Below are 20,992 nucleotides of genomic sequence, written 5' to 3'. Positions count from 1 at the left end.
CCTTCGCGGGGTGAGCCGCCCGCCCGACGGCGTTGCGCAGCCGGTGTGCTTCGCCGACGATGCTCCAAGGCCCGACGGTCCGGATTCCACCGGGCCGGATCAGGGTCGGCGAACAGGGGAAACTGTGACAAAGAACAGCAATCGGCACAAGCATCCCGTAGCGGCGGCACTCATACCGCTCTTCGTAGTGGCAGGGCTGCTGCTGGGCCCCGCGGCAGTGGCCACGGCGGCCGTGCCGACCGCCCGGCAGGCTCCGGCCGCGGCGGCACTCGCGCAGCGCGGCCTCCCCGCGGGCGCCAACGTGGCGACCGCTCTCCACGCGGCGCCGACGTCCACCCAGGCCAAGGCCGTCACGGGGAACAAGAAGAGCAAGAAGAGCAAGAAGAAGAAGGGCGGGCTCTTCAAGAAGCTCCTGATCGTCGTGGTCATCGTCGTCGTGCTGCTCGTCGTCCTGTACGGGGTCCGCCGGGCCCTGCGCCGCAGGTCGGCCTAGGGCGCCTGTCCGGGCGATCCATCGCCCGGACATCGCCCGGGAGCGTTCGTCAGCGCCCGGCCGCGCCCTCGTGCCGGTCTCCGCCGGCCGTTCAGCTTCCCGACAAGGTGTGCTGGAGCCAGTCGAAGACGACTTCGCAGTGCAGTTGCGGAGCCATCGGGGAGCAGTGGAGCTGTGCGCCCTCGGCCGCCGTCAGCTTCACGTAGTCCTTGGGCCCGGTGAGCATGTCGTACAGCCGGCGCGGCTGGCCGGGGTAGAACTGCTCGTCGTCGTAGTCCAGTACGAGGGTGGGTGCCTTGATGCGGCCGACGACATCGGTGATCGCCAGGGCACGGATGCGGGTGGCCGGGGTGTAGAAGTCCGTGAACAGCTTGCCCTGACGGGCTTCCAGCATGGCCGGCACGGAGAAGGGTTCGAAGCGCTTCTTCATGACCGCGGCCGCGGCCGGAGGCAGTTCGGGCACGACCTCCTTGTTCCAGATGTCGTTCGTCTGCTCCTTGCCCGGAGTGAGGATCTTGCGGATCTCGGCAGGGAAGCCGAGCCAGGGCTCGATGCAGCCCGGCATGGCCACCAGCGCCGCGATCCGCTCCTCGAAGGCCGCCGCGCGAGGGGCCAGATCACCCGCCATGCTCAGACCGGTCAGGGCGATCTTGCGGGGGTCCACGTCCGGGCGGGCCGACAACCAGTCGACGAGGGGGCTGACGACCTTCTCCCAGGTGGGGGTGAACACCACGCGGTCGACGAAGAGCAACTGCCCCTGGCCCGGACCGTCGTAGACGAGCGCGTTCCAGCCGCGTGCGAGCGCCGCCGGCACGCCGTAGGTCCACATGTCCACGTTCTGGCCGTCGCTGCCGTTCGTCAGGATGACGGTGGGACGGGGGGTCTTCGCCTCGTCGGGCCGGAAGAACCACACCGGCAGCGGCGTGCTGCCGTAGGGGACGGTCGCCTTGACCGCGGCCGGCTCACACAGGTCGCAGAAGGTGTCCCAGGCGTCGCGCCCGGACTTGTAGAGCTGTTCCTCGCTGCCCGGGGCGTCGGAGCCGAGGACGAAGAACAGCGCCTGGCCGTAGTACTGGGCGGCACGCAGTGCCCTGAACCGTTTGGTCTGACCGTCGGCCGGTGCTCCCGGGGGCGCCTTGAGGAGCTGGTCGCCGAGCTTGCGGAAGGTGTCGACGTACGTCTGCGCGGACAGGCCGGCCCCGTTGATCGCGTTCACGGCGGTGAGCACCTCGCCCACCTCGCTGCTGCCGGCGCCGGCACCACCGAGGGCCAAGAGGCCGTTGAAGTTGTACGCCGGGTCCTGGAAGAGCGTCATCACGCCGGGGGTGGGGCCGCCGGTTGGCCGGCCGGGTGACGCCGGGCCGCTGGGGCTGGGGCCCGGCGCGGCGGGTGCGCCGGCGGGGGCGCATCCCGCGGCCAGCACCGCCCCGGTTCCGACGGTGAGCAGGGCGCGCCGCGTGGGCCCGGGGTCGTTCGGTACGCGCTTCATACCGTCCGAACCTAGCGACGATCCGCAGCGCCGACCTCCCGCCTGGTCCGAACGGCGGATGCGCCGCCCGCGGTGGGGGTGCGCGCCGGCGGCCGGGGGGTGCCGCCGGGACGCGCATGTCCGTCCCCCGTCGGGGCACCCGCTCGACAGGCTCTTCGACGCTGGAGGTGCTGGACATGACGAGCGCTAGGGTGGTCGACCATTTCCCCGCAGGCGGGCCGCGGGGCAGCTGGCCCGCCGAGGAGGCCGCTGCCGAGCGGTGCGCGCGGGGTGAGCCGGCGCGGGTGGTGATGGACCTGGAACGGGACGCGTTCCTCGTCGTCATCGGCGAGCAGCCCGGAGCCTCCTCCGGGCTCTGATACGACACCACGCGAGCCGGACCGGCCGGAACGCGGCCCCGTCAGGGCTCTACGGGGTCTGCGTCGGAGCGAACCGCATGAGGACGAGCAGGGTGTCGACGAGGTCCTCGGCCGGGGCGCCGGTGGCCAGGCGGCGCAGCTGCTGCCCGAAGACCAGGGCGACGGCCACGCCGGCCAGGCGCTGGGGGTCCGGCACGCCGAGTTGGGTCAGGATCCGGGCGGCCAGCAGGTCGTAGGCGGCGAAGCACTCGGCCGCGGCGGCACGGAGCCGTTCGTCGCGGCCGGCCTGGACGTACAGCTCGAAGGGCGCGATGTGGCGGCTGTCGAAGGCGTTCCCGCCCGCGACTTGGGCGACCACCCCGGCCGCCTGCCCGATGTCGAAGCGCTCGTCGGTGCACTCGTCGGCGAGGGTCGTGAAGTGCCGGGTCTCCTCGGCCACGAAGTGCAGCAGGCTCTCGCGCAACAGCTCGTGCTGGGTGGCGAAGTGATAGGTGACGGAACCGAGGGAGACTCCGGCTTCCTTCGCGATCCGACGGTTGGTGACGGCGGCGATGCCGTCCTGCCCGATGATCCGTAGTACGGCGTCGATGATGCGCTGGCGTGTGTCGGAGGCATGGGGCATGACGGCATTCTGCCCCATCGGCTGAAACCGGCGCCCGGGCGGAGCGGGGAAGTCGGGGCCGTCCGGGGTGTGGACAGCGGACGGGGCAGTCCCTACTGTTCGTTCGAACGAACAGTAGAGGCCGCCGCACAGGAGTGATCGTGGACATATCCGGGTCGAACGTTCTGCTCACGGGGGCCACCGGAGGTATCGGTTCCGCCCTGGCCGCGCGCCTGACGGCGCAGGGCGCCCGACTCACCGTCAGCGGGCGTCGCCGGGAGGCCCTCAAGACCGCCGCGGATGCCTGGGGGGCCGGCACCGCGGTCGCCGACCTGGCCGTCCGGTCCGACGTGGTCCGCCTCGCCGAGACCTGCGCCGGGACGGACGTCCTCGTCGCGAACGCCGCCCTGCCCGCCAGCGGCGACCTCGCGGACTACACCGAGGAACAGCTCGACCGCGCACTCGACGTCAACCTGCGCGCACCCGTCCTGCTGTCCCGGCTGCTCTCGGCGCACATGGTGGCACGCGGCCGCGGCCACATCGTGCTGGTCGGTTCCATGTCCGGCAAGGCGGCGACCAAATCGACCTCCCTGTACAACGCGACGAAATTCGGGCTGCGCGGATTCGCCCTCGCCCTGCGCCAGGAACTCCGGGGCACCGGTGTGGGCGTGTCGCTGGTACAGCCCGGATTCGTCCGCGACGCCGGGATGTCCGCGGCCACCGGCGCCGCTCCGCCCAAGGGCCTCAGGACCGTCACGCCGGGCCAGGTCGCCGACGGCGTCGTACAGGCCGTCCACCGCGACCGGTGCGAGGTCAACGTGGCCCCGCTGGAGCTGCGGCTGCTGAGCGCCATCGCCGGGCAGTTCCCCGGTTTCGCCGAACGGGTCCAGGCCCGGGTGGACTTCGACGGCTCCGTGCGACAGATCGTCGAAGCCCAGCGCTCACACCGTTGAAGGCCGGCGGTCACGGCCCCGCACGGCGGGACCGCCGGCTCGTCCCCCCTCCCCCACCCCTGCCCGGCTCCGGCCGGGCCCGCACCCGTACACCCGCACGCCTTCCCTTTCCGCCTCGTGTGAACGGAGAGCACCGCCGTGTCGAGTGAACACCTCCCCCCTGCCGGCACCGGCCCCGGCCCGGTCATCGAGCGCCGGTCCCTGCTGCGATTGGGGGCGCTGCTGGCCGCGGGCGGGGCCGCCGCGCTGGTCCCCGCACAGATCGCGCACGCCTCGACCAGGGGCGGGGGGACCGACACCGTGACCACGACCTACCAGGGCCGTTCCCCCAAGGGCAACGACCAGTGGGCGTACGTCGCCTTCGACGTCCCCGCGGGGGTGCAGCGGATCTCCGTCGACACCTCCCACGACGCCGCCGCCGGCATCCTGGACCTCGGCATCTTCGGCCCGTCCCGCTTCCGCGGCTGGTCCGGAGGGGAGCGGGCCGGCTTCACCCTCTCCGCGGCGGACGCCACCCCCGGCTACCTGCCCGGACCGGTCGAGCCCGGCAGCTGGTCGGTCATCCTGGGGCCGATGGTCGGCGCCGACGGCGGCATGACCTGGCAGGTCGACGTCACCCTGCATTTCGGGGACCCGCTGCCCCAGGCCCCGTACGACATCCTGCCCGCCTCGCTGGCAGGGCGCGGGCCGGGCTGGTACCGGGGCGACCTGCACCTGCACAGCGTGCACTCCGACGGGAAGCGCACGGTGGACGAGATAGTCGTGGCCGCCCGCCGGGAGGGGCTGCACTTCATCGCCACCTCCGACCACAACACCAGTTCCACCGGCATGAGTTGGCACGGCAACGTCCCGACGGACCTGCTGGTCGTCAACGCCGAGGAGGTCACCACCCGCCACGGGCACTGGCTGGCCGTCGGCCTGCCCCAGGGAGAATGGGTCGACTGGCGCTACGGCCCGGCGGACCAAGGGGCGTTCGAGAGCCACGCCCGGCGCGTGCACAGCCTCGGCGGACTCACGATCGCCGCCCACCCGCTCACTCCGGCAGCAGGCTCCTTCTGGGAATTCGGGCTCGACCGCGTGGACGCGCTGGAGGTGTGGAACGGGCCGTGGACGCTGGACGACGCGGCCAACATCGCGGCCTGGCACGTCATGCTCTGCCTCGGCAAACGCGTCGCGGCCGTGGGCAACAGCGACGCCCACAGCCCCGCGGACGCCGTCGGCCGGCCGCACAACGTGGTGTACGCGAGCAGCCTTTCCACGCCCGCCGTGCTGGACGCGCTGCGGCAGGGCAGGTCGTACGCCGTCGAATCCGCCGCCGTCACCGTGGACTTCACCGCCCGCACCGGCTCGGCGGTGGCGGGACCCGGCGAGGAACTGCCCCTGTCGTTCTTCGACACCGTCGACGTGACCCTGGACGTGACGGGCGCCCCGGACAGCATCGCCACCCTGTACACCGAGTGGGGCATCATGGCCGCCACCTGTATCGACTCCAGTGGCACGGGTCGGTTGCGCTGGCGCGGCTGGGGCAAGGCCTCCCTGTTCGCCCGGGCCGAGGTGCGCCGGCCCAAGCCCGCCTCCACCACGCTGGACCAACTGGTGGCCCTCACCAACCCCGTCTGGTTCTACTCGGCGCAGCTGCCCCCGTACGACGTCGAACAGCGCGCGCTGTTCCACACCGAGCGCCGCCCCGACGGATCGTGGAGCGGCATGCGCCCGCTGCCGGGGGCCGGCGCCGGCGCCGCGTCCTTCGCGGCGGTGCAGAGCGCCGTGGCCGGCATGGCGGACGGCTCCGTCGTGGTGCTCGGCATCGCGCCCGACAACGGCCTGTGGCTGACCGTCGTACGGGGTTCGGCCACGCTCCGGTCCTGGCAGCGCGTCGCGGGGCCGGACGGCGCGAGCGGTTTCACCGTCCGGGAGGCGGACATCGCCGCGTTCCCCGACGGGACCTGCCAGATCGTGGCGACGGCCCTGGACGGCACCACCTTCCACCAGCAGCGGCGCGCCGACGGCGCCCTGACCGGCTTCCGGGCCGTGCCCGGGTTCACCGCGGGGAGCCGGTGGGGGGCGACGAGGGTGTCGATCACCGCCATGCCCGACGGGTCCGCGCAGTTGCTCAGCTACGGCACCGACGGAGCCATGTACCACTGCGTCCGCGGGCGGGACGGCACGTGGACGGCCTGGGGCCGTCTGGCCGGCTACAACGGGGCCGCGACGTTCTCGGGTCCCGCCCTGGCGATCGCGGGGATGCCCGACGGGTCCTCCCAGGTCCTCGCGATCGGGCTCGACGGGATCGTGTACCACCAGCAGCGGCGGCCCGACGGCTCCTGGACCGGATTCCGGCCGCCGCGGGGCGTCACCACGCCCACCATGGGAGCCAGCGCCCTCGCGATCGCGGGGACCCCGGACGGCTGCGCCCAGGTCGTTGCGGTGGGGCTCGACGGGCGGATCTGGCACGACGTGAGGAGGCCGGACGGCTCCTGGACGCCGTTCGCGCAGGTCCCCGGTCCGAACGGCCGTGACTCCTTCCCCGCGGGGCAGGTCCGCATCGCTTCGCTCCGCGACGGTACGACCCACGTGACGGCGGTCAGCGCCGGTTGAGGGCTGTCCCGGAGCCGCGGCGGGTCAGCCGGGGAGCGCGGGACTGCCCTCGAGCCCGGTAAATGGTTTGCCGCCGGCCCGTCCGGCCCGATAGGAAGCCCGCATGTTGAGAGGCGGCAAGGTCGGGCTCAGGGCCCGGCACGAGGAAGACCTGCCGGTCCTGCGGACCGAGCTCTACAACGACGTGGTCAACTCCTCCCGGTCCGAGCACGGGCCGTGGCGGCCGATCACGCCGGGCTCGAAGGATCCGCGGCTCGTCGTGGACGACGAGGAGCAGGGGCACGTCCGGTTCTCCGTAGTGGAGCGGGAAACCGGGACGCTGGTCGGGTCCGCGGTGCTGTGGGGCATCGACAACCACAACCGGTCCGCGCACATCGGGCTGGGGCTGCTGCCGTCCTGCCGCGGCAAGGGCTACGGCACCGACGTGGTGGCGGTGCTGTGCCACTACGGATTCGTGGTGCGCGGCCTGCAGCGGCTGCAGATCGAGACGCTGGCGGACAACACCGCGATGCTGCGCTCCGCCGAGCGCAACGGTTTCGTCCGGGAGGGCGTGCTGCGCTCATCGGCCTGGGTGATGGGCGAGTTCCTGGACGAGGTGCTGCTCGGGCTCCTCGCCCACGACTGGAATCCGGGCGCGAAGCCGGGGGCCGCGGCCTGAGACCGTTGCCGGCCGCGCGGGGCAGTGGGGCGGCCGGCAACGAGAGCCGCCCCCGGCCGGGGATCCGGCCGGGGGCGGCTCTCGTGGTCAGGCGGCCGGCTCACAGGCCTCCCACCGTGTACGTGTCGTAGATGTCCAGCAGGTCCTCCTCGGCACCGAGCCAGACCTCCGGCGGCATCCGGCACACCAGCGCCGTCAGCCGTAGCAGGGCGTCCAGGCCCGGCAGCCGGTCCTGGTCCGCGACCGGCTCGGCCCCGGGCCACTCGTCGGCGAACGCCCGCAGGCAGTCCCGCCGGGCGCGGCCCGGGCCGGTGCCGGGCCGGTCGTCCGTGACGTGCCACAGGCGGGCGGCCGGTACCGGCCGGCACGCGGCGACCACGCTCCGGCGCAGCCCCGGTTCCGCGTCCTGCCACGAGGCGGGGAGGTGCAGGCCGGCCAGGGCCGTCCCCGCCGCCTCCTCCGCCTCGTGCAGGCGGTCCGCGGGCACGCCCAGCACGGTCAGCCCGTAGGGGGGCTCACCGTGCCAGTGCAGCAGGCACACGGTCCGCGGGAGGTCCGTCACACGCACATCTCGCTCTTGCCCTGCAGGTAGTGCTTGTCGTAGTTGTAGACGGTGCCGTAGATCCGGTGCCCCGAGCCGTGCGGGCCGCTCGCGATCATGAAATCGCCCACTCCCTTGTAGTAGTAGCAGTGTCCGTGCGGCGCCCAGTTGGCCACCGCGCGGGCCTTGTACTTGTTGCTGCCGGACTCGTAGCCGGTGTCCATCTTCTCCCAGCCGTACCAGCGGGACCGGTAGAGCGTGATGTGGATGGAGAAGCTGGGCACCTTCTTCTTGCACTTGAGGTCGGCGTGCACGTTGATGCGGCCGTGGACGGTGTGCGAGGGGTGCGGGTAGTCCACGAAGGCGCCGCAGCCCCACCTGTTGGCCCCGTACTGACCGGTCAGGTCGGTGCAGTTGACACCGTCACCCGAGCAGTACTCGTACGGGTTGGCGTTGCCGCCGTACACCGGGTCCACCGACAGGAAACGGCCGGTGGAGGGGTCGTACTGGCGTACGCCCATCAGGACGACCCCCGCCGGGGTGCCCGAGTCCCGCTGCTGCGCCGCGAGCCAGTTGTAGCGCGCCGACGCGCTTCCCTCGCGGACGTTGCCGTACTCGTCCGTGTCGGCCACCGACAGCGGCTTCTGCGGGTCGAGCGGCAGCGCGACGCCCGCGTCGCCGTGCAGGTCGGTGAACTGGAGCACGGTGTCGCCCGCGGTTCCGGTGACGGCGGCCAGCTCTCCGGAGAGGCTGGTGACGTTGCGGCTGCGCAGGTTCGCGGTGACGTCCTCCACGGTCCAGGTCGGGTTGTCCGACGCGTCCCGGTAGTGGTTGACGGAGTTCACCGACGCCGTGACGGCGCCCTGGGCGTCGAGGGTCTCGGCGGTCCAGGAGCCCAGGCGGCCCTGTGCGTCGAGGTTCCACGTCTGGCGGTGACCGCCCGACGTCTGCTGGCGGACCAGGTCGTTGGCGTAGTACGCGAAGACCGTGCCCGGCTTGGTGAGGGTGCGCCCGAAGGCGTCGTACGAGATGCCCGTGCCGGTCAGCCGGTCCGAGGCGTCGTACGTGTAGTCGGTCGTCGTGGACACCGGCGCGCCGTCCTGGTCCCGGGTCGAGACCAGACGCGTGCGGTTGGAGTCGGCGTCGAAGCCGTACGTCCGGTGCTGCTGCCCGTACGCGCCGGACTCGTCGACGTCGGTGAGCCGGCCGCTGCGGTCGTAGCGGAAGCTCTGGCCGGTGCTGGCGCCCGCGCTGCGGGCACCGGAGCCGGTCTGGCCGTGGACCGTCGGTACGGCCACGTCGGTGAGCAGCGCCGCACCGTCCGTGTCGCGGGTGTAGGCGCGGGACGTGGTGAATCCGGTCTCGTCGGTGACCGTGCTCAGGGTGTAGCCGCCGGGCAGGGTCTCGTTCGCGACCTCACCGGAGGCGTCGTAGGTGGCGCCGAAGGTGCCGGCCACCGAGTCGGTGAGGGAGGTGGGCAGTCCGCGCGGCTCCTTGGCCGTGTCGTAGGCGTACGTGACCGTCGAGGGCGCGGAGTCGGCGACCTTCACCATCCGTCCCAGCGGGTCGTACTCGGTGGTCGTGACGTTGCCGGCGCCGTCGTCGTAGGAGACCTGGCGGCCGAGGGCGTCGTAGCCGTACACGGCCGTCTTGCCGCCCGCGGTGACGCTGGTCAGCTTGCCGTTCACCGGGTCGTACGCACGGACCGTCTCGGGCACGGCGGTGCCGGGGCCGCCGGCGACGGCGGTCCGGGTGACGCGTCCGGCGTCGTCGCGGGTGACCTGCGTGGTACGGACCTCCGAGCCGGCCTTCTCGGTCGTCTTGGAGATCTCGCCGTGGGCGTCGTACTCGTACACCGAGGTGGTGCCGACGGCCGGGTCGGCCGGGCCCTCGGAGCAGACCTTGTCCGCCCACTCGGGGCGGCCCCCGCAACTGCCGGTACCGGCGGCCGTGTAGTACGAGGTCACCCGGGTGGCCGCGGCGCCGCCCTTGGGCAGCGTCGTGGAGACCACACGGCCCTGGGCGTCGTACGCGGTGGTGGTGACGAGGTTCAGACCCGCCGGGTCCTCGGCCGCCTTGAGGGGCAGGCCCTTGGCCCAGTCGTACGTCGTGGTACTGGTGCGGGTGTCGAGGTCACCGCCCGCGCGGCCGGGCACGAAGGCACCGGTCGTCACGGTCGTGGGCTGGCCGCTGACGGGGGCGTCGGCGGGCCGGCCCTCGTCGTAGGCGGTGGCGGTGTGCAGGCGGGCCGGGACCTCGCTGCCTGCGGGCAGGTCGGCGGCGCCCTGTTCGAGTTCCACCTGGTGCAGCGGACCGTAGGAGTGCAGCAGTCGGAGCCCGTCCGCGCTGTACTCCTTGGTCTCGGCGAGCAGCGCGGCACGCTCGGCGGTGCCGGCGGCGGCGATGCCGAGGTCCGCGAGCCGGTCGAGGGCCGGGCCGGAGGTGGCGAGGGCCAGTTCCCGGTTGGCGGACGACAGCGTGTACACGACGGCGCCGTCGGCGTTGTAGCCGGTGGTGGAGATGTGGCCGCCGGGCTGGGCCGTGTTGACCTCGCGTCCGGAGGCGTTGACGTAGGTGACCGCGGCACGCTTGTAGGCGGCGGCCGTCAGTGCCGAGCCGTCGTTCCCGGCGGGCACGGCGTCGGGCGGGAACACCGCGGTGGCGTCGGTGGGGGCGTCGGTCTGCCCCCAGGCGGCGACGTCGGCGGCGCCCAGCTTGTAGGGAGCGTTCGCACCCGTCAGCGGCACGTTGTAGACGACGGAGTTGGTGAGGGAACCGCCGTCGGTCACCGTCTTCGAGCCCTGCGCCAGCGACGGGCGGGACGCCTTGAGGAGCATGCCGTCACCTGCGGCCGCCGAGGTACCGGCCTTTCCGTAGGTGAAGGTCCACGGGAGCTCGGTGCCCGGCATCATCCAGTAGACCCGGTTGCCCGTGTCGTAGGAGTACTGCACCTGCGTGGCCTGCGACAGGCGCGGGTCCCACTGCTGGCGCAGCCGGCCGTCCTTGTCGTAGCGGTACGTCGAGACGGCCTGGCTGGTGGCCGCGGTGGCACCGGGGGCCGTGGACCACCGGCGGATCTCCTTGACCTGGCCGGTGAAGTCGCCGAAGTCGGCGGCGGTGGTGTAGCCGGTCGCCGTGGTGGCCGTGGCGTACACGAACTCCAGGCTCTCGCAGCCCGCGGTGGCGGGCGCCGCCGCGCAGGCGTCCGAGGTCGCGGCGGTGCTGGGAGCGATGAGGTACTTGGGCCGGGCGAGCACCTTGATGCCCGCCGGGACCTTTTCGGAGACCACGCGGGTGGTGGTGTTGTCGGTGGGCAGCTTCGTGGAGTCGACCTGCCAGGTGTCGGCGGCCGGGTCCACCTTCTTGAAGACCGTGGTGGCGCCGTCGTCGTCCGTCAGGGTGAAGGTCCCGGTCAGCTGTCCGGTCAGGGTGAGCTGTTCGGCGCCCTCCTCGGGCTTCCAGCCGCCGCCGGAGGTGGCGGTGAAGCCGATCGCACCCTCCTCCATCAGGACTTCGACGGAGGTTCCGGAGGTCTTGCGCAGGCCGGTGTAGGAGGAGTCGGTGATCTCGGCGTAGACGCCGGACACCCACTCGGGTCCGAAGATCTGCACCTGGCCGTCGTCCTCGGCGTGGCCGTCGCGCGAGTAGGCGGTTCGCGTCACCGCCGTGCCCGCGCCGTCCGCGTCCGTGGCCTGGAGGGTGAAGTCACCGGTCAGGCTGTTGACGTAGCCGGGGCCCACGGGGAGCGAGGGCGCGGCGCCGGCCGCGCGGTCGACGGTGACGGACACCTGCGGGGAGGCCTCGGTGGTGGTGGCACCGCTGAACACGGCGCGTACGTCCACCGGCCCGTCCTCGGGCAGGGTGGTGGTGATCTCCCAGGTCAGCGGGGCGGGCTTGCCGCCGCTGACCACGACCGGCCAGGCGGAGAGCGCGGCGCCGGTGGAGTTGACCCGCACGTGGGCGGGGGGCACGTCCAGCCACTGGTCGGTCTCACCGCGGCGGAACTGGTAGCGGACCCCCGTGTAGGACGTGTCGCCCTGGGCCATCAGGCCGGTGCGGCGGGCCGGGCGCTCGCCGTCGCCGGGGGTGGTCAGGGCCGCGCCCTTGCCGGCGTTGAAGGCGTAGGCCGTGTCCGCGGAGACGTTGCCGGCCGCGTCACGCGTGTGGGCGGTCACGGTGTGCGCCCCGGCCTTGAAGGTGAGGGACTTGGTGACGGCCGTGCCGGTGGTGGCGGCCGTGGTCCAGGCGCCCGAGTCGAGCTTGTACTGCACGTCCTTCACGTCGCCGGTGGGCGGTGTGAAGGTGAACGAGCCGGTGAAGTCGCCGCCCGCGTCCGGGGTGCCCGACCACTGGCCGGCCGGGAAGGCCGTGGAGGACACGGTGGTGCCGGCGGGCTTGGTGGTGTCGACCGTGAAGGACTGCCAGGCGGACCACGTGCCGTTGGCGGTGGTGCCGTCGGACACGGTGGCGCGCCACTTGTAGCTGCCCGGAGCCAGCGCGGTGGCCGGCGTCCAGGGCGCGTTGGTACCGGAGGCGGTGAAGGCCGACTTGCCGCTCTGCAGGGCGGTGGTGCCGGTGGACGTCCAGATCTCGTACGAGAGCTGGACGGTGTTGCCGTCGGCGTCGGTGGCCTTGGCGGTCAGCGTGGGGGTGGTGTCGTTGGTCGACGTACCCGACAGCGGTGCGACCGGCACGGCCGCGCCCGGCTTGGTGTTGTAGTTGACCGTGAGCGAGGGCTCGTAGGCGGCGTTGTGCGCGCCGTCGGTCTGGTTGGCCGAGTAGTAGCGGCGCCAGGTCAGCGCGTCGCTCTCGTCCACGGCGGCGATCCGCACACCGTAGTTGGGCTGGCCGTCGGCCCAGGCCTGGACGATCGCGTCGACGTCCCAGGAGACCAGGCCGGCGGGGCAGGAGGAGTTGTAGCCCTTGGCCGCGGTGGAGGTAACGGCTCCGGTGGCCGTGGTGGCCGGCTGGTTCGCCCAGGTGATGGCCGAGGGGTCCCAGTCGGCGGTGATCCGTCGGACCTGGTTGCCGGAGTTCGCCGTCGAGCAGGTCGAGGAGTAGGTGGAGTAGAGCCGCAGGTCCGTGTCCAGGATCTGCTTGCCCTTGTACTTGTCGACGTTGAACTTCAAGAACGAGCGGGCCTTCTCGGCGCCGTTGTACGTGCCCGACTTCAGCTCGGTCGAACCGCGCTGGGAGGTGAGGTAGTCGTCGTACTGGATCCAGGTGTCGGTGACCGGTCCCATGAGGGAGTCGGTGGGGTCGATCGTCACCGGGTAGGTGAGCTTGGGGTCGTTGAGGAACGCCTGGCTCGGCTTGAGGACCATGACCTGGCCCCTGCCGTCCTTGGCCTGTTCGACGTCCACCTCGACGGGAGCGATGTGCTCCGCGTCGCCCGAGGCCCGGTCGTAGGAGGAGTCCCACATCACCGGCGCGGGGGCGGTGGCCTTCGCCTGGCTCTTGTCGTCCTCCCAGCGCAGGCGCTTGTCGTCGGTCTCCGTGAGCCGCAGGCCGCTCGCCTGGACGGGTATGCGGTACTCGACGGGGCCCTTGGGGCGCTCGTGAAGGACGACCGAGTGGGAGAAACCTTCCTTCAATGCGGTGACCACCAGGTCGCCGCCACCCGCGACCGCGTTCTTGTACGTCGCGGTGGAACCCTTGAGCTCCGGCTTGGGCAAAGTGCCCGTCCAGCCGATGCCGAGCGAGTGCTGTCCCCGCCCGACTTCGACGAGCGGCTCGCCGGAGCCGCCGTCGGACAGGGCGACGTCCGCCGCGGCGGCCTTGGGCTTGATGACGCCGCCCGACTGGACGAGGTGCGTGTCGATCGACTGCCAGGCGCCCTTGGCGTCCTTCACGCGCACCGGGCCCGAGAAGCTCTCCACCGAGGTGGTGCCGTTCGGCTGGGCGTACGTGGTGGTCGAGTCGGTCCGCTCACCGGTGATCTCGATGCGGCGGTGCTGGAGCCGGGCCATCAGGAACGCGGAGGGCGCGTCGGGGGCTTCCGCGGCGGCGGGGCCGCTGCGGGGCGCGGGGGCGGGGGCGGCGGTGCGGGCGGCCGGTACGGCGACGGCCGGGCCGTCCAGCACCGCCACTGTGCTGAGGATGGAGACCACGATCGCGGCCCGGCGTATCCATGGCGACGAGGCCCTGGAGCGTCGGCCTGCGGTGGCAGGGGGGCGTGCACTCATCTGGCTGGTAGCTCCTCTGGTCAAGGGTGGAACCAGGGGAAACTAATGCCTTCACGCGCCGCGCGATCGCGATCAATCGGACAGAGGGGACAGCGGCCCCACGCTGTGATCAAACTGTGTTGGAACCAGAGCGAATTTCTGGATTCCTGTTCTTAGTTCCCCCTTCCCCCACGCTGGCGACGGAGCACCGGGAGCCGGACGCCGTGCGGGCGTTCAGGACAGGATCTCCACGTACCCGTCCCCTCCGTGCACGCGGATCCGCTGGCCGTCCCGGATCAGCCGGGTGGCGCCTTCCACACCCACGACGGCCGGCAAGCCGTACTCCCGGGCGATCACGGCGCCGTGCGTCATCAGGCCGCCGACCTCCGTCACCAGTCCCGCGATCCCGACGAAGACCGGCGTCCAACTGGGGTCCGTGAACGTGGTGACCAGGATGTCGCCCGCTTCGAGATCGGCTCGTGCCATGTCGAGGACGACGCGGGCCCGGCCTTCGACGGTCCCGGCCGAGACCGGCAGGCCGGCCAGGGCGCCGGTCGGCACGTCGTCGCGCCGGTAGGCCCCGTTGAAGGTCTCGCCGTCCGATGTGAGCACCCGCGGCGGTGTGAGCGCGTGGTAGGAGCGGAACGCTTCTCTGCGCTGCCGGATGAGCCGGCCATCGACCCGGTGTGAGCGTACGACCTCGTGGAACTCCTGGAACGTGAGGTAGAAGACGTCTTCCTCCTGCGCGAGCACGCCGGCCCGCGCGAGGCGCCCGGCCTCTTCCATCAGCGCCTGCTTGTAGACGAAGTAGCGGCTGACGATGCCGTACTTCGGGTACTCCCGGTACCCGATGAAAGTCCGGACCCGGTCGATCATCCGCTTCGCCTCACGGGCTTTGCGGTCCCCGTCCGGCAGGGCCCGCAACCGCGACAGCACCTCTTCCGCCTTCTTCTGCGCCTTCTCCCGTCCCTCCTCGAAGCGCCGCTCGGCGGCGCCCGGCGTGAAGTTCCTGACGTTGTCGAGGATCGCCGGCACGAGGGTGGTCGGGCGCTCGCGCCAGCGGGGCCTCGTGATGTCGATCTCGCCTGCACAGCGCATGCCGTACCGGACGAGGTAGGCCTCGATCGCCTCGCACGCTTGCGGCCCGCCCGGGAGCTTCGCCAACTCGTCGAGGAAGCCCTCGTCCTCGACGCCCTGCAGGAACGCCACCACTTCCGGGTACGGGCGGATCACGTCCGCCACATCGAGCAGCGCGAGTCCCATCTCCGACGTGACGTTGTCAGGGGCGGACAGCGTGAGGGTGTCGGCCGCGTTCTGCTCGCCGAGCCACTCGTACAGCTTGTCGTTGAGCCACCAGGTGGCTTCCATCCCCGCCATGATCACCTGGAGGCTCGGCGGATCACTGAGGATCCGCTTGTGCTCTTCGAATGCCTCCAGCAGGAAGTCGAACAGCGCCGGTCCGGTCTTCGTCCGGATGTCACTGCGCAGGGCGGCGAGGGACGTCTCGCTGCGCTCGATCAGTTCGGTGACGATCGCCCGGTCGGTCTCGATCGGCGCGGCCGCACTGCCGGCCGGCGGGCCGCCGGGACCCGCGTCGGGGAGCGAGGGGACGAAGTCGTCACGGTCGAGGACGGTCTCCAGCGCGTCCCTGACCAGAGGGTCGCCCCTCCCCACGAGGTCGAGCAGGCCGGTGCGGCTCGTCGGCGAGCCCAGGCGCCGGGTGACGTCGACGAACAGCCTTCCGCCGGCCTCGTGCATGGGCACCATGGCCGTCAGTTGCCAAAGGGACAGGCCCAGCGGCTTCATCGGGTCGGTCATCATCTGCTGGTGACCGACGGAGACGTAGACGCGGTTCTCCTCGTCGCCGGTTTCGGGGACGGGGAACAGCGTCGTGATGGGCCGGCTCTGAACGATGCGGAAGCCGTCGTCCACCAGGCACCATTCGATGTCCTGCGGGCGGCCGAAGTGCGCTTCGATCCGCCGCCCGAGCCGCACCAGTTCCACGACCTGCGCATCCGTCAGCGCCGGCTGCTCCTGCCGCTGCGGGTCGATCGCCACCTCGTGCGTGCCGCCGGCCGACAGGGCGTGCACCGCCCGCTGCTTGGCGGCGATCGTCCTGGCGACGACCTCGCCGTCCCGCACCGAGAAGACGTCCGGGTTCACCAGGCCGGAGACCAGGGCCTCGCCGAGGCCGAAGCCGGCGTCCACCGTGGCGACCTTGCGGTTGCCGGTGACGGGGTCGGCCGTGAACAGGATGCCGGCGGCATGCGGGAAGACCATCTGCTGCACGACCACGGCCATGTGGACCGTACGGTGGTCGATCCCTTGCCGTTGCCGGTAGGTCACGGCCCGCTCGGTGAACAGCGAGGCCCAGCACCGGCGGACGTGCTCGAGGACCGCCGTCGGCCCGACGACGTTCAGGTACGTGTCCTGCTGCCCGGCGAAGGAGGCTGTCGGCAGGTCCTCCGCCGTCGCGCTGGAACGGACGGCGTACGCGCCCTGCTCGCCGAGCCGGGTGAGTGCCCGGCTGACCGCGGCCGCGAGTTCGGCCGGGATGGTGATCGCCTCGATGGTCCGGCGGATCCGCGCGCTGAGCGTGCGGATGGCCTGCCTGTCGTCCGGGTCGACGCGCGACAGCTGATCCAGCTGCTCCTCGATCGACGGAGTCAGCGCCATCATGCGCCGGAAGGCGTCCGTCGTCACGCAGAAGCCACCGGGCACGCGGATGCCTTCGATCCGCAGCAGCGCGCCCAGGTTCGCGCCCTTGCCGCCGGCGACCCCGGCCTGCGACTCGTCGACCTCTTCCAGATCCCGCACATACTGCTCGTTCACTGCTGTCGTGCCCCCATTTTCCGCAGGTTGTGGCTCAGGCCGATGATTCTGCGCCGTGACGGGGGCCTTGCCGCAAGCCCCCCAGTGCGCTATACCTTGGGTATGGCGAGGAGAGCGATCTCCGCGCCTTTTCTTTTTGCCGGTCGCGTTCTTCTCGCCCGGCCGCGTTCTTCTCGCCCGGCCGCGTTCTTCTTGCCCGGCCGCGCCGCCGTCCACTGCGGGGACCGACGGGCGGGCCGGGGGGGATCGGGCAGTTTTCGAGAAGCGTCCGCCGCTGCCCCGCACCTAGCGTGAGGGACATGGCGAACATCGAACGCATCACCCTCGACGTGGCCGACCCCGCGGCCGCCCACGACTTCTACCGCACCGCCTTCGGGCTGGACGCGCAGCTGCACGTGCGGGCCTCGCAGGCGCCCACGACCGGCTTCCGCGGATTCACGCTGTCGCTCACCGTCGCCCAGCCGGCCGACGTCAAGGCCCTCGTCGGTGCCGCGCTCGACGCCGGCGCCACCGCGCTCAAGCCCGTGACGAAGTCCCTCTGGGGCTACGGCGGGGTCGTACGGGCCCCGGACGGCACGATCTGGAAGGTGGCGACCTCGGCGAAGAAGGACAGCGGCCCGGCCACCCGCCGCTTCGACGACATGGTGCTCCTGCTGGGCGTCGCGGACGTGGCGGCGAGCAAGAGGTTCTACCGCGACCAGGGTTTCGCCGTGGCGAAGAGCTTCGGCGGCACGTACGTGGAGTTCGAGTCCGGTCCCGGCCCGGTGAAGCTCGCCCTGTACCGGCGCCGGGCCCTCGCCAAGGACGCCGGCGTCTCTCCCGACGGCACCGGCTCGCACCGGATCGCGATCGGCGCCGACCTCGGCCCCTTCACGGACCCGGACGGGTTCGCCTGGGAAGCGGCCTCACCGGCGCTCGCGCCCTGACGCGGCCATCGCGCGGGCCGCGGCGAGCAGCGACTCGGCGGCCGAGGTCCGGGCGTACAGCACGCAACGGCCCGCCCGGTGGGCGCTGACCAGCCCGGCGTCGCGCAGGGCGGTCAGGTACTGGGACACCCCCGCTGCCGAGAGCCCCGAGCGGCGGGCGAGCTCGGTCGTGGAAGCGGGCTGGTCCAGTTCGGTCAGCAGCAGGGTGCGGGACCGGCCGAGTACGGCGGCCAGGGCTCCCGTCCCGGCAGCCGGGCGGGGCTCCCACAGGGAGCCGGTACCGCGGGCCGGGTAGGCCAGCTGCGGGGGTTCCGGCGGCGTCAGCCGGGTGAAGGGGACCGGTCCCGTGAAGACCGAGGGGATCAGCAGCAGCCCGGCGCCCGCCTCCGTACGGGACAGGGGGCGGCCGCGCCGGTCCAGGCGGAGCGCACGGTCATCCCAACTGACGGCAGGGTGCAGATCGTTGAGGAGCCGGCCCGCGCCGTGCTCGGCGGCCTGCCGGGCCCGGTGGCGGACGTCGGCGTCGAGCACGGCCCGAAGTCGTGCCCAGTACGGTGCCAGGGCCAGCTCCCAATAGGCCTCGATCTCGTCCGTGACCCGGCCGATCAGGCCTTCCGGGTCCGCGTACAGGGCCTCTGCCCGGGGGCCCGGCCGGACCTGCTCGCGGCGCAGCCGGTCGAGGTCCCGGCGTATGCGCGCGGCCGGAACGGACCGGATCCCGGCGAGCTCCTGCGCGAGGGTGGGGGCGGCGGAGGGGGGCGCCGGGTTGAGGAAGTCGGGGACGTAGCCGGCGGGGGGTACCAGTTCGGCGAGCCAGCCCCGGTCGAGCCGGGCGGCGACCAGCCGGGGCCCCACCTCCTCGGCCCACCGCCGGTGCACGGCGTGGGCGCGGGCCCGGCCGGAGCACAGCAGCCGCAGGCTGGGCCCCACTTCCCACATCGGGGAGACGGCGAAGCGCACCCGGGCCAGATCGCCCACCGAGAAGGCCAGTTCCGCCGACACGACCGCCGCTCCGTGGATTCCCGCATGCCCGGACGTATGCCCGGACCAATGTCCGGACAGCCTATCCGGCGGTTCCGTCGCGGTCGTGACCGCTCGGCCCGCGGCGCTTGCCGCCGTCACTCAGAGTCACGACCTGGAGCGCCGTCGTCACACGACGGCGGAAAAAGATGGGGACGGTGGTGTCGAGAACCCGTGGCCGGCTCCGTCCCCGCTGTGAACGCGACCACAATGGGTCGCACCAGCGAGGAGGAACACGATGGCCAAGTACCTGCTGCTCAAGCACTACCGCGGCGCCCCGGCCCCGGCCAACGACGTGCCGATGGAGAAGTGGACGCCGGAGGAGATCTCGGCCCACGTGCAGTACATGAACGACTTCGCGGCCCGCCTCGAACAGACCGGCGAATTCGTCGACGGCCAGGCGCTCTCCCCTGAGGGAACGTTCGTCCGGTACGACGGCGAGGGACGCCCGCCGGTCACCGACGGCCCGTTCGCCGAGACCAAGGACCTGATCGCCGGCTGGATGGTGATCGACGTCGACAGCTACGAGCGCGCCGTCGAGCTGGCCGGGGAGCTGTCGGCCGCCCCGGGGGCGGGCGGCGAACCGATCCACGAGTGGCTGGAGCTGCGCCCGTTCCTGGGCTCGCACTGCACCATCACGGAGTGACTCATCGATGCACGAGGCACTGATCCGGAGCCTCACGCCGGGCGTGCTCGCCGTCCTCGTCCGCCGCGGAGCCGACTTCGCTGCGGCCGAGGACGCCGTACAGGAGGCGCTGCTCGAAGCGGTCCGCGTCTGGCCGGCCGACCCTCCGCGGGATGCGAAGGGCTGGCTGGTCACCGTGGCCTGGCGCAAGTTCCTCGACGCCACCCGCTCGGATGCCGCCCGCCGCCGGCGTGAGGACCTCGTCGGCGAGGAGCCGGCCCCCGGGCCCGCGCCGGCAGTGGACGACACGCTCCGGCTGTACTTCCTGTGCGCCCACCCCTCGCTGACGCCGTCGTCCGCCGTCGCGCTCACCCTGCGCGCCGTCGGCGGCCTCACCACCCGCCAGATCGCCCGGGCCTACCTGGTGCCCGAGGCGACCATGGCGCAACGCATCAGCCGCGCCAAGCGCACCGTCTCCGGCGTGCGGTTCGACCAGCCGGGCGACGTGGCCACCGTCCTGCGCGTCCTCTACCTGGTCTTCAACGAGGGCTACTCCGGCGACGTGGACCTCGCCGCCGAGGCCATCCGGCTCACCCGGCAGCTGACGGCCTCGATCGACCACCCGGAGGGAGCCGGACTGCTCGCCCTCATGCTGCTCCACCACGCCCGGCGTGCCGCCCGGACCGCGCCGGACGGCAGCCTGGTGCCGCTCGCCGAGCAGGATCGCGGCCGGTGGGACACCGCACTGATCGCCGAGGGCGTCGGGATCCTCCAGGCGGCCCTGGCCCGCGACCGGCTGGGCGAGTTCCAGGCCCAGGCCGCCATCGCCGCACTCCACGCCGACGCGCCCACGGCCGGGGAGACGGACTGGGTACAGATCGTCGAGTGGTACGACGAGCTCACGCGCCTGACCGACAGCCCGGTCGTCCGGCTCAACCGCGCGGTCGCCGTCGGGGAGGCCGACGGACCGCGCGCCGGCCTGGCGGCGCTCGCGGAGCTGGACGCCTCCCTGCCCCGCCACACCGCGGTGGCGGCGTACCTCCACGAGCGCGACGGCGACCTGGCGACAGCGGCGCGGCTGTACGCCGAGGCGGCCCACAAGGCACCCGACCTCGCCGAGCGCGACCACCTGACGCGCCAGGCCGCCCGGCTCAACGCCCGCCGCTCCCCCTGACGGGGCACGCCCGCCCTTTCCCCGGACCGGGGGCCCTCACGATCGGACCGTACGTGCCCGGCCGGTGGATTCCACTACCGTGGTCAGGAAGCGGCGCACCGTCTCCAACTCGTCCGTGCCGAAGCCCTCCGCGGCCGCCACCACCTCGCCGATCACCGGGCCGAAGAAGGCCCACCCGAGCTCCGTGGCCTTCTCCTCCACCTCCAGGAGAACCCGCCGCCGGTCGGCCGTGTCCCTGCTGCGCCGCACCAGGCCGAGCCGCTCCAGCCGGTCCACCAGTGCGGTGGTTCCGGCGGAGTTCAGGGAGAGTTGCCCGCCGAGCCATCCCGGTGTGGCGCGAGTACCGGCCCGTGCCGCGTCCAGCAGGTGGATCAGCGCGCGCACATCGGTGGGGTGCAGCCCGTGGCGCACGGCGAAGTCGGCGCCGAGCAGGTCGAACTCCACGGTGACCGCGCGCAGCAGGTGAACCAACCGCATCGCCGGGCTCTGATCGTCCATGCACGCTCCCTCGAACCCTTGCATAATATCTCGCTGATCGAGATTATTGCTCAGCGAGAGG

General features: G+C 72.3%; 15 protein-coding genes. 8 read left to right on the top strand and 7 right to left on the bottom strand.

Annotated elements, in window-relative coordinates; genetic code table 11:
• The first annotated feature begins 124 nt into the window (after positions 1–124).
• Positions 125–493 carry a hypothetical protein gene (locus tag OHA81_RS30005; protein ID WP_329201104.1) on the top strand — a complete coding sequence of 123 codons (369 nt, stop codon included), beginning with the start codon at positions 125–127 and terminating at the stop codon, positions 491–493.
• A gap of 91 nt (positions 494–584) precedes the next feature.
• On the opposite strand, the gene OHA81_RS30000 is transcribed toward OHA81_RS30005, so the two are convergent.
• Positions 585–1,982, bottom strand: coding sequence for an alpha/beta hydrolase family protein (locus tag OHA81_RS30000; protein WP_329201103.1), 1,398 nt, complete (start codon positions 1,980–1,982; stop codon positions 585–587).
• Between the two features lie 176 nt (positions 1,983–2,158).
• On the opposite strand from OHA81_RS30000, the gene OHA81_RS29995 reads away from it, so the two are divergent.
• Positions 2,159–2,341 carry a hypothetical protein gene (locus OHA81_RS29995; protein ID WP_329201102.1) on the top strand — a complete coding sequence of 61 codons (183 nt, stop codon included), beginning with the start codon at positions 2,159–2,161 and terminating at the stop codon, positions 2,339–2,341.
• 49 nt (positions 2,342–2,390) lie between these two features.
• On the opposite strand, the gene OHA81_RS29990 is transcribed toward OHA81_RS29995, so the two are convergent.
• Positions 2,391–2,963, bottom strand: coding sequence for a TetR/AcrR family transcriptional regulator (locus tag OHA81_RS29990; RefSeq protein ID WP_329201100.1), 573 nt, complete (start codon positions 2,961–2,963; stop codon positions 2,391–2,393).
• A 140-nt stretch (positions 2,964–3,103) separates the two neighbouring features.
• On the opposite strand from OHA81_RS29990, the gene OHA81_RS29985 reads away from it, so the two are divergent.
• The 3 genes from OHA81_RS29985 (at position 3,104) to OHA81_RS29975 (ending at position 7,151) form a co-directional block, all read left to right on the top strand.
• A complete protein-coding gene (locus OHA81_RS29985; RefSeq protein WP_329201099.1) occupies positions 3,104–3,895 on the top strand; it encodes an SDR family NAD(P)-dependent oxidoreductase in 792 nt (263 codons plus the stop codon).
• A gap of 138 nt (positions 3,896–4,033) precedes the next feature.
• Entirely contained in the window at positions 4,034–6,493 is a 2,460-nt protein-coding gene (locus tag OHA81_RS29980) for a CehA/McbA family metallohydrolase (protein ID WP_329201097.1), read from the top strand.
• 103 nt (positions 6,494–6,596) lie between these two features.
• On the top strand, positions 6,597–7,151 hold the full coding sequence (locus tag OHA81_RS29975; protein ID WP_329201095.1) for a GNAT family N-acetyltransferase: 555 nt from the start codon (positions 6,597–6,599) through the stop codon (positions 7,149–7,151).
• Between the two features lie 100 nt (positions 7,152–7,251).
• Here the strand turns inward: OHA81_RS29975 and OHA81_RS29970 are convergent, their stop codons facing one another.
• The 3 genes from OHA81_RS29970 to rph form a co-directional block, all read right to left on the bottom strand.
• Entirely contained in the window at positions 7,252–7,713 is a 462-nt protein-coding gene (locus OHA81_RS29970; protein ID WP_329201093.1) for a hypothetical protein, read from the bottom strand.
• A complete protein-coding gene (locus OHA81_RS29965; RefSeq protein WP_329201092.1) occupies positions 7,710–13,877 on the bottom strand; it encodes a DNRLRE domain-containing protein in 6,168 nt (2,055 codons plus the stop codon). The genes OHA81_RS29970 and OHA81_RS29965 overlap by 4 nt, the downstream gene beginning before the upstream one ends.
• 213 nt (positions 13,878–14,090) lie before the next feature.
• Complete coding sequence (gene rph / locus OHA81_RS29960; protein WP_329201090.1) at positions 14,091–16,688, bottom strand: rifamycin-inactivating phosphotransferase; 2,598 nt, start codon at positions 16,686–16,688, stop codon at positions 14,091–14,093.
• Positions 16,689–16,987: 299 nt separating this feature from the next.
• Between rph and OHA81_RS29955 the strand changes: the two genes are divergently transcribed.
• On the top strand, positions 16,988–17,614 hold the full coding sequence (locus OHA81_RS29955) for a glyoxalase (RefSeq protein WP_329201088.1): 627 nt from the start codon (positions 16,988–16,990) through the stop codon (positions 17,612–17,614).
• On the opposite strand, the gene OHA81_RS29950 is transcribed toward OHA81_RS29955, so the two are convergent.
• Positions 17,594–18,616 carry an ArsR/SmtB family transcription factor gene (locus OHA81_RS29950; protein WP_329201086.1) on the bottom strand — a complete coding sequence of 341 codons (1,023 nt, stop codon included), beginning with the start codon at positions 18,614–18,616 and terminating at the stop codon, positions 17,594–17,596. The two genes, OHA81_RS29955 and OHA81_RS29950, sit on opposite strands and share 21 nt — an antisense overlap.
• Positions 18,617–18,872: 256 nt before the next feature.
• Between OHA81_RS29950 and OHA81_RS29945 the strand changes: the two genes are divergently transcribed.
• Positions 18,873–19,280: a YciI family protein gene (locus tag OHA81_RS29945; RefSeq protein ID WP_329201084.1), complete on the top strand. Its 408-nt coding sequence runs from the start codon at positions 18,873–18,875 to the stop codon at positions 19,278–19,280.
• Positions 19,281–19,287: 7 nt separating this feature from the next.
• Positions 19,288–20,433, top strand: a complete 1,146-nt coding sequence (locus tag OHA81_RS29940; protein WP_329201082.1) for an RNA polymerase sigma factor — start codon at positions 19,288–19,290, stop codon at positions 20,431–20,433.
• 36 nt (positions 20,434–20,469) lie between these two features.
• On the opposite strand, the gene OHA81_RS29935 is transcribed toward OHA81_RS29940, so the two are convergent.
• Entirely contained in the window at positions 20,470–20,931 is a 462-nt protein-coding gene (locus OHA81_RS29935) for a MarR family winged helix-turn-helix transcriptional regulator (RefSeq protein ID WP_329201080.1), read from the bottom strand.
• Positions 20,932–20,992: the final 61 nt, after the last annotated feature.

It is taken from the genome of Streptomyces sp. NBC_00667, assembly GCF_036226825.1.
Taxonomy (GTDB): Bacteria; Actinomycetota; Actinomycetes; order Streptomycetales; family Streptomycetaceae; genus Streptomyces.
Note: the sequence above shows the minus strand (reverse complement) of the source record. Positions and strands in the feature narration are given on the sequence as shown.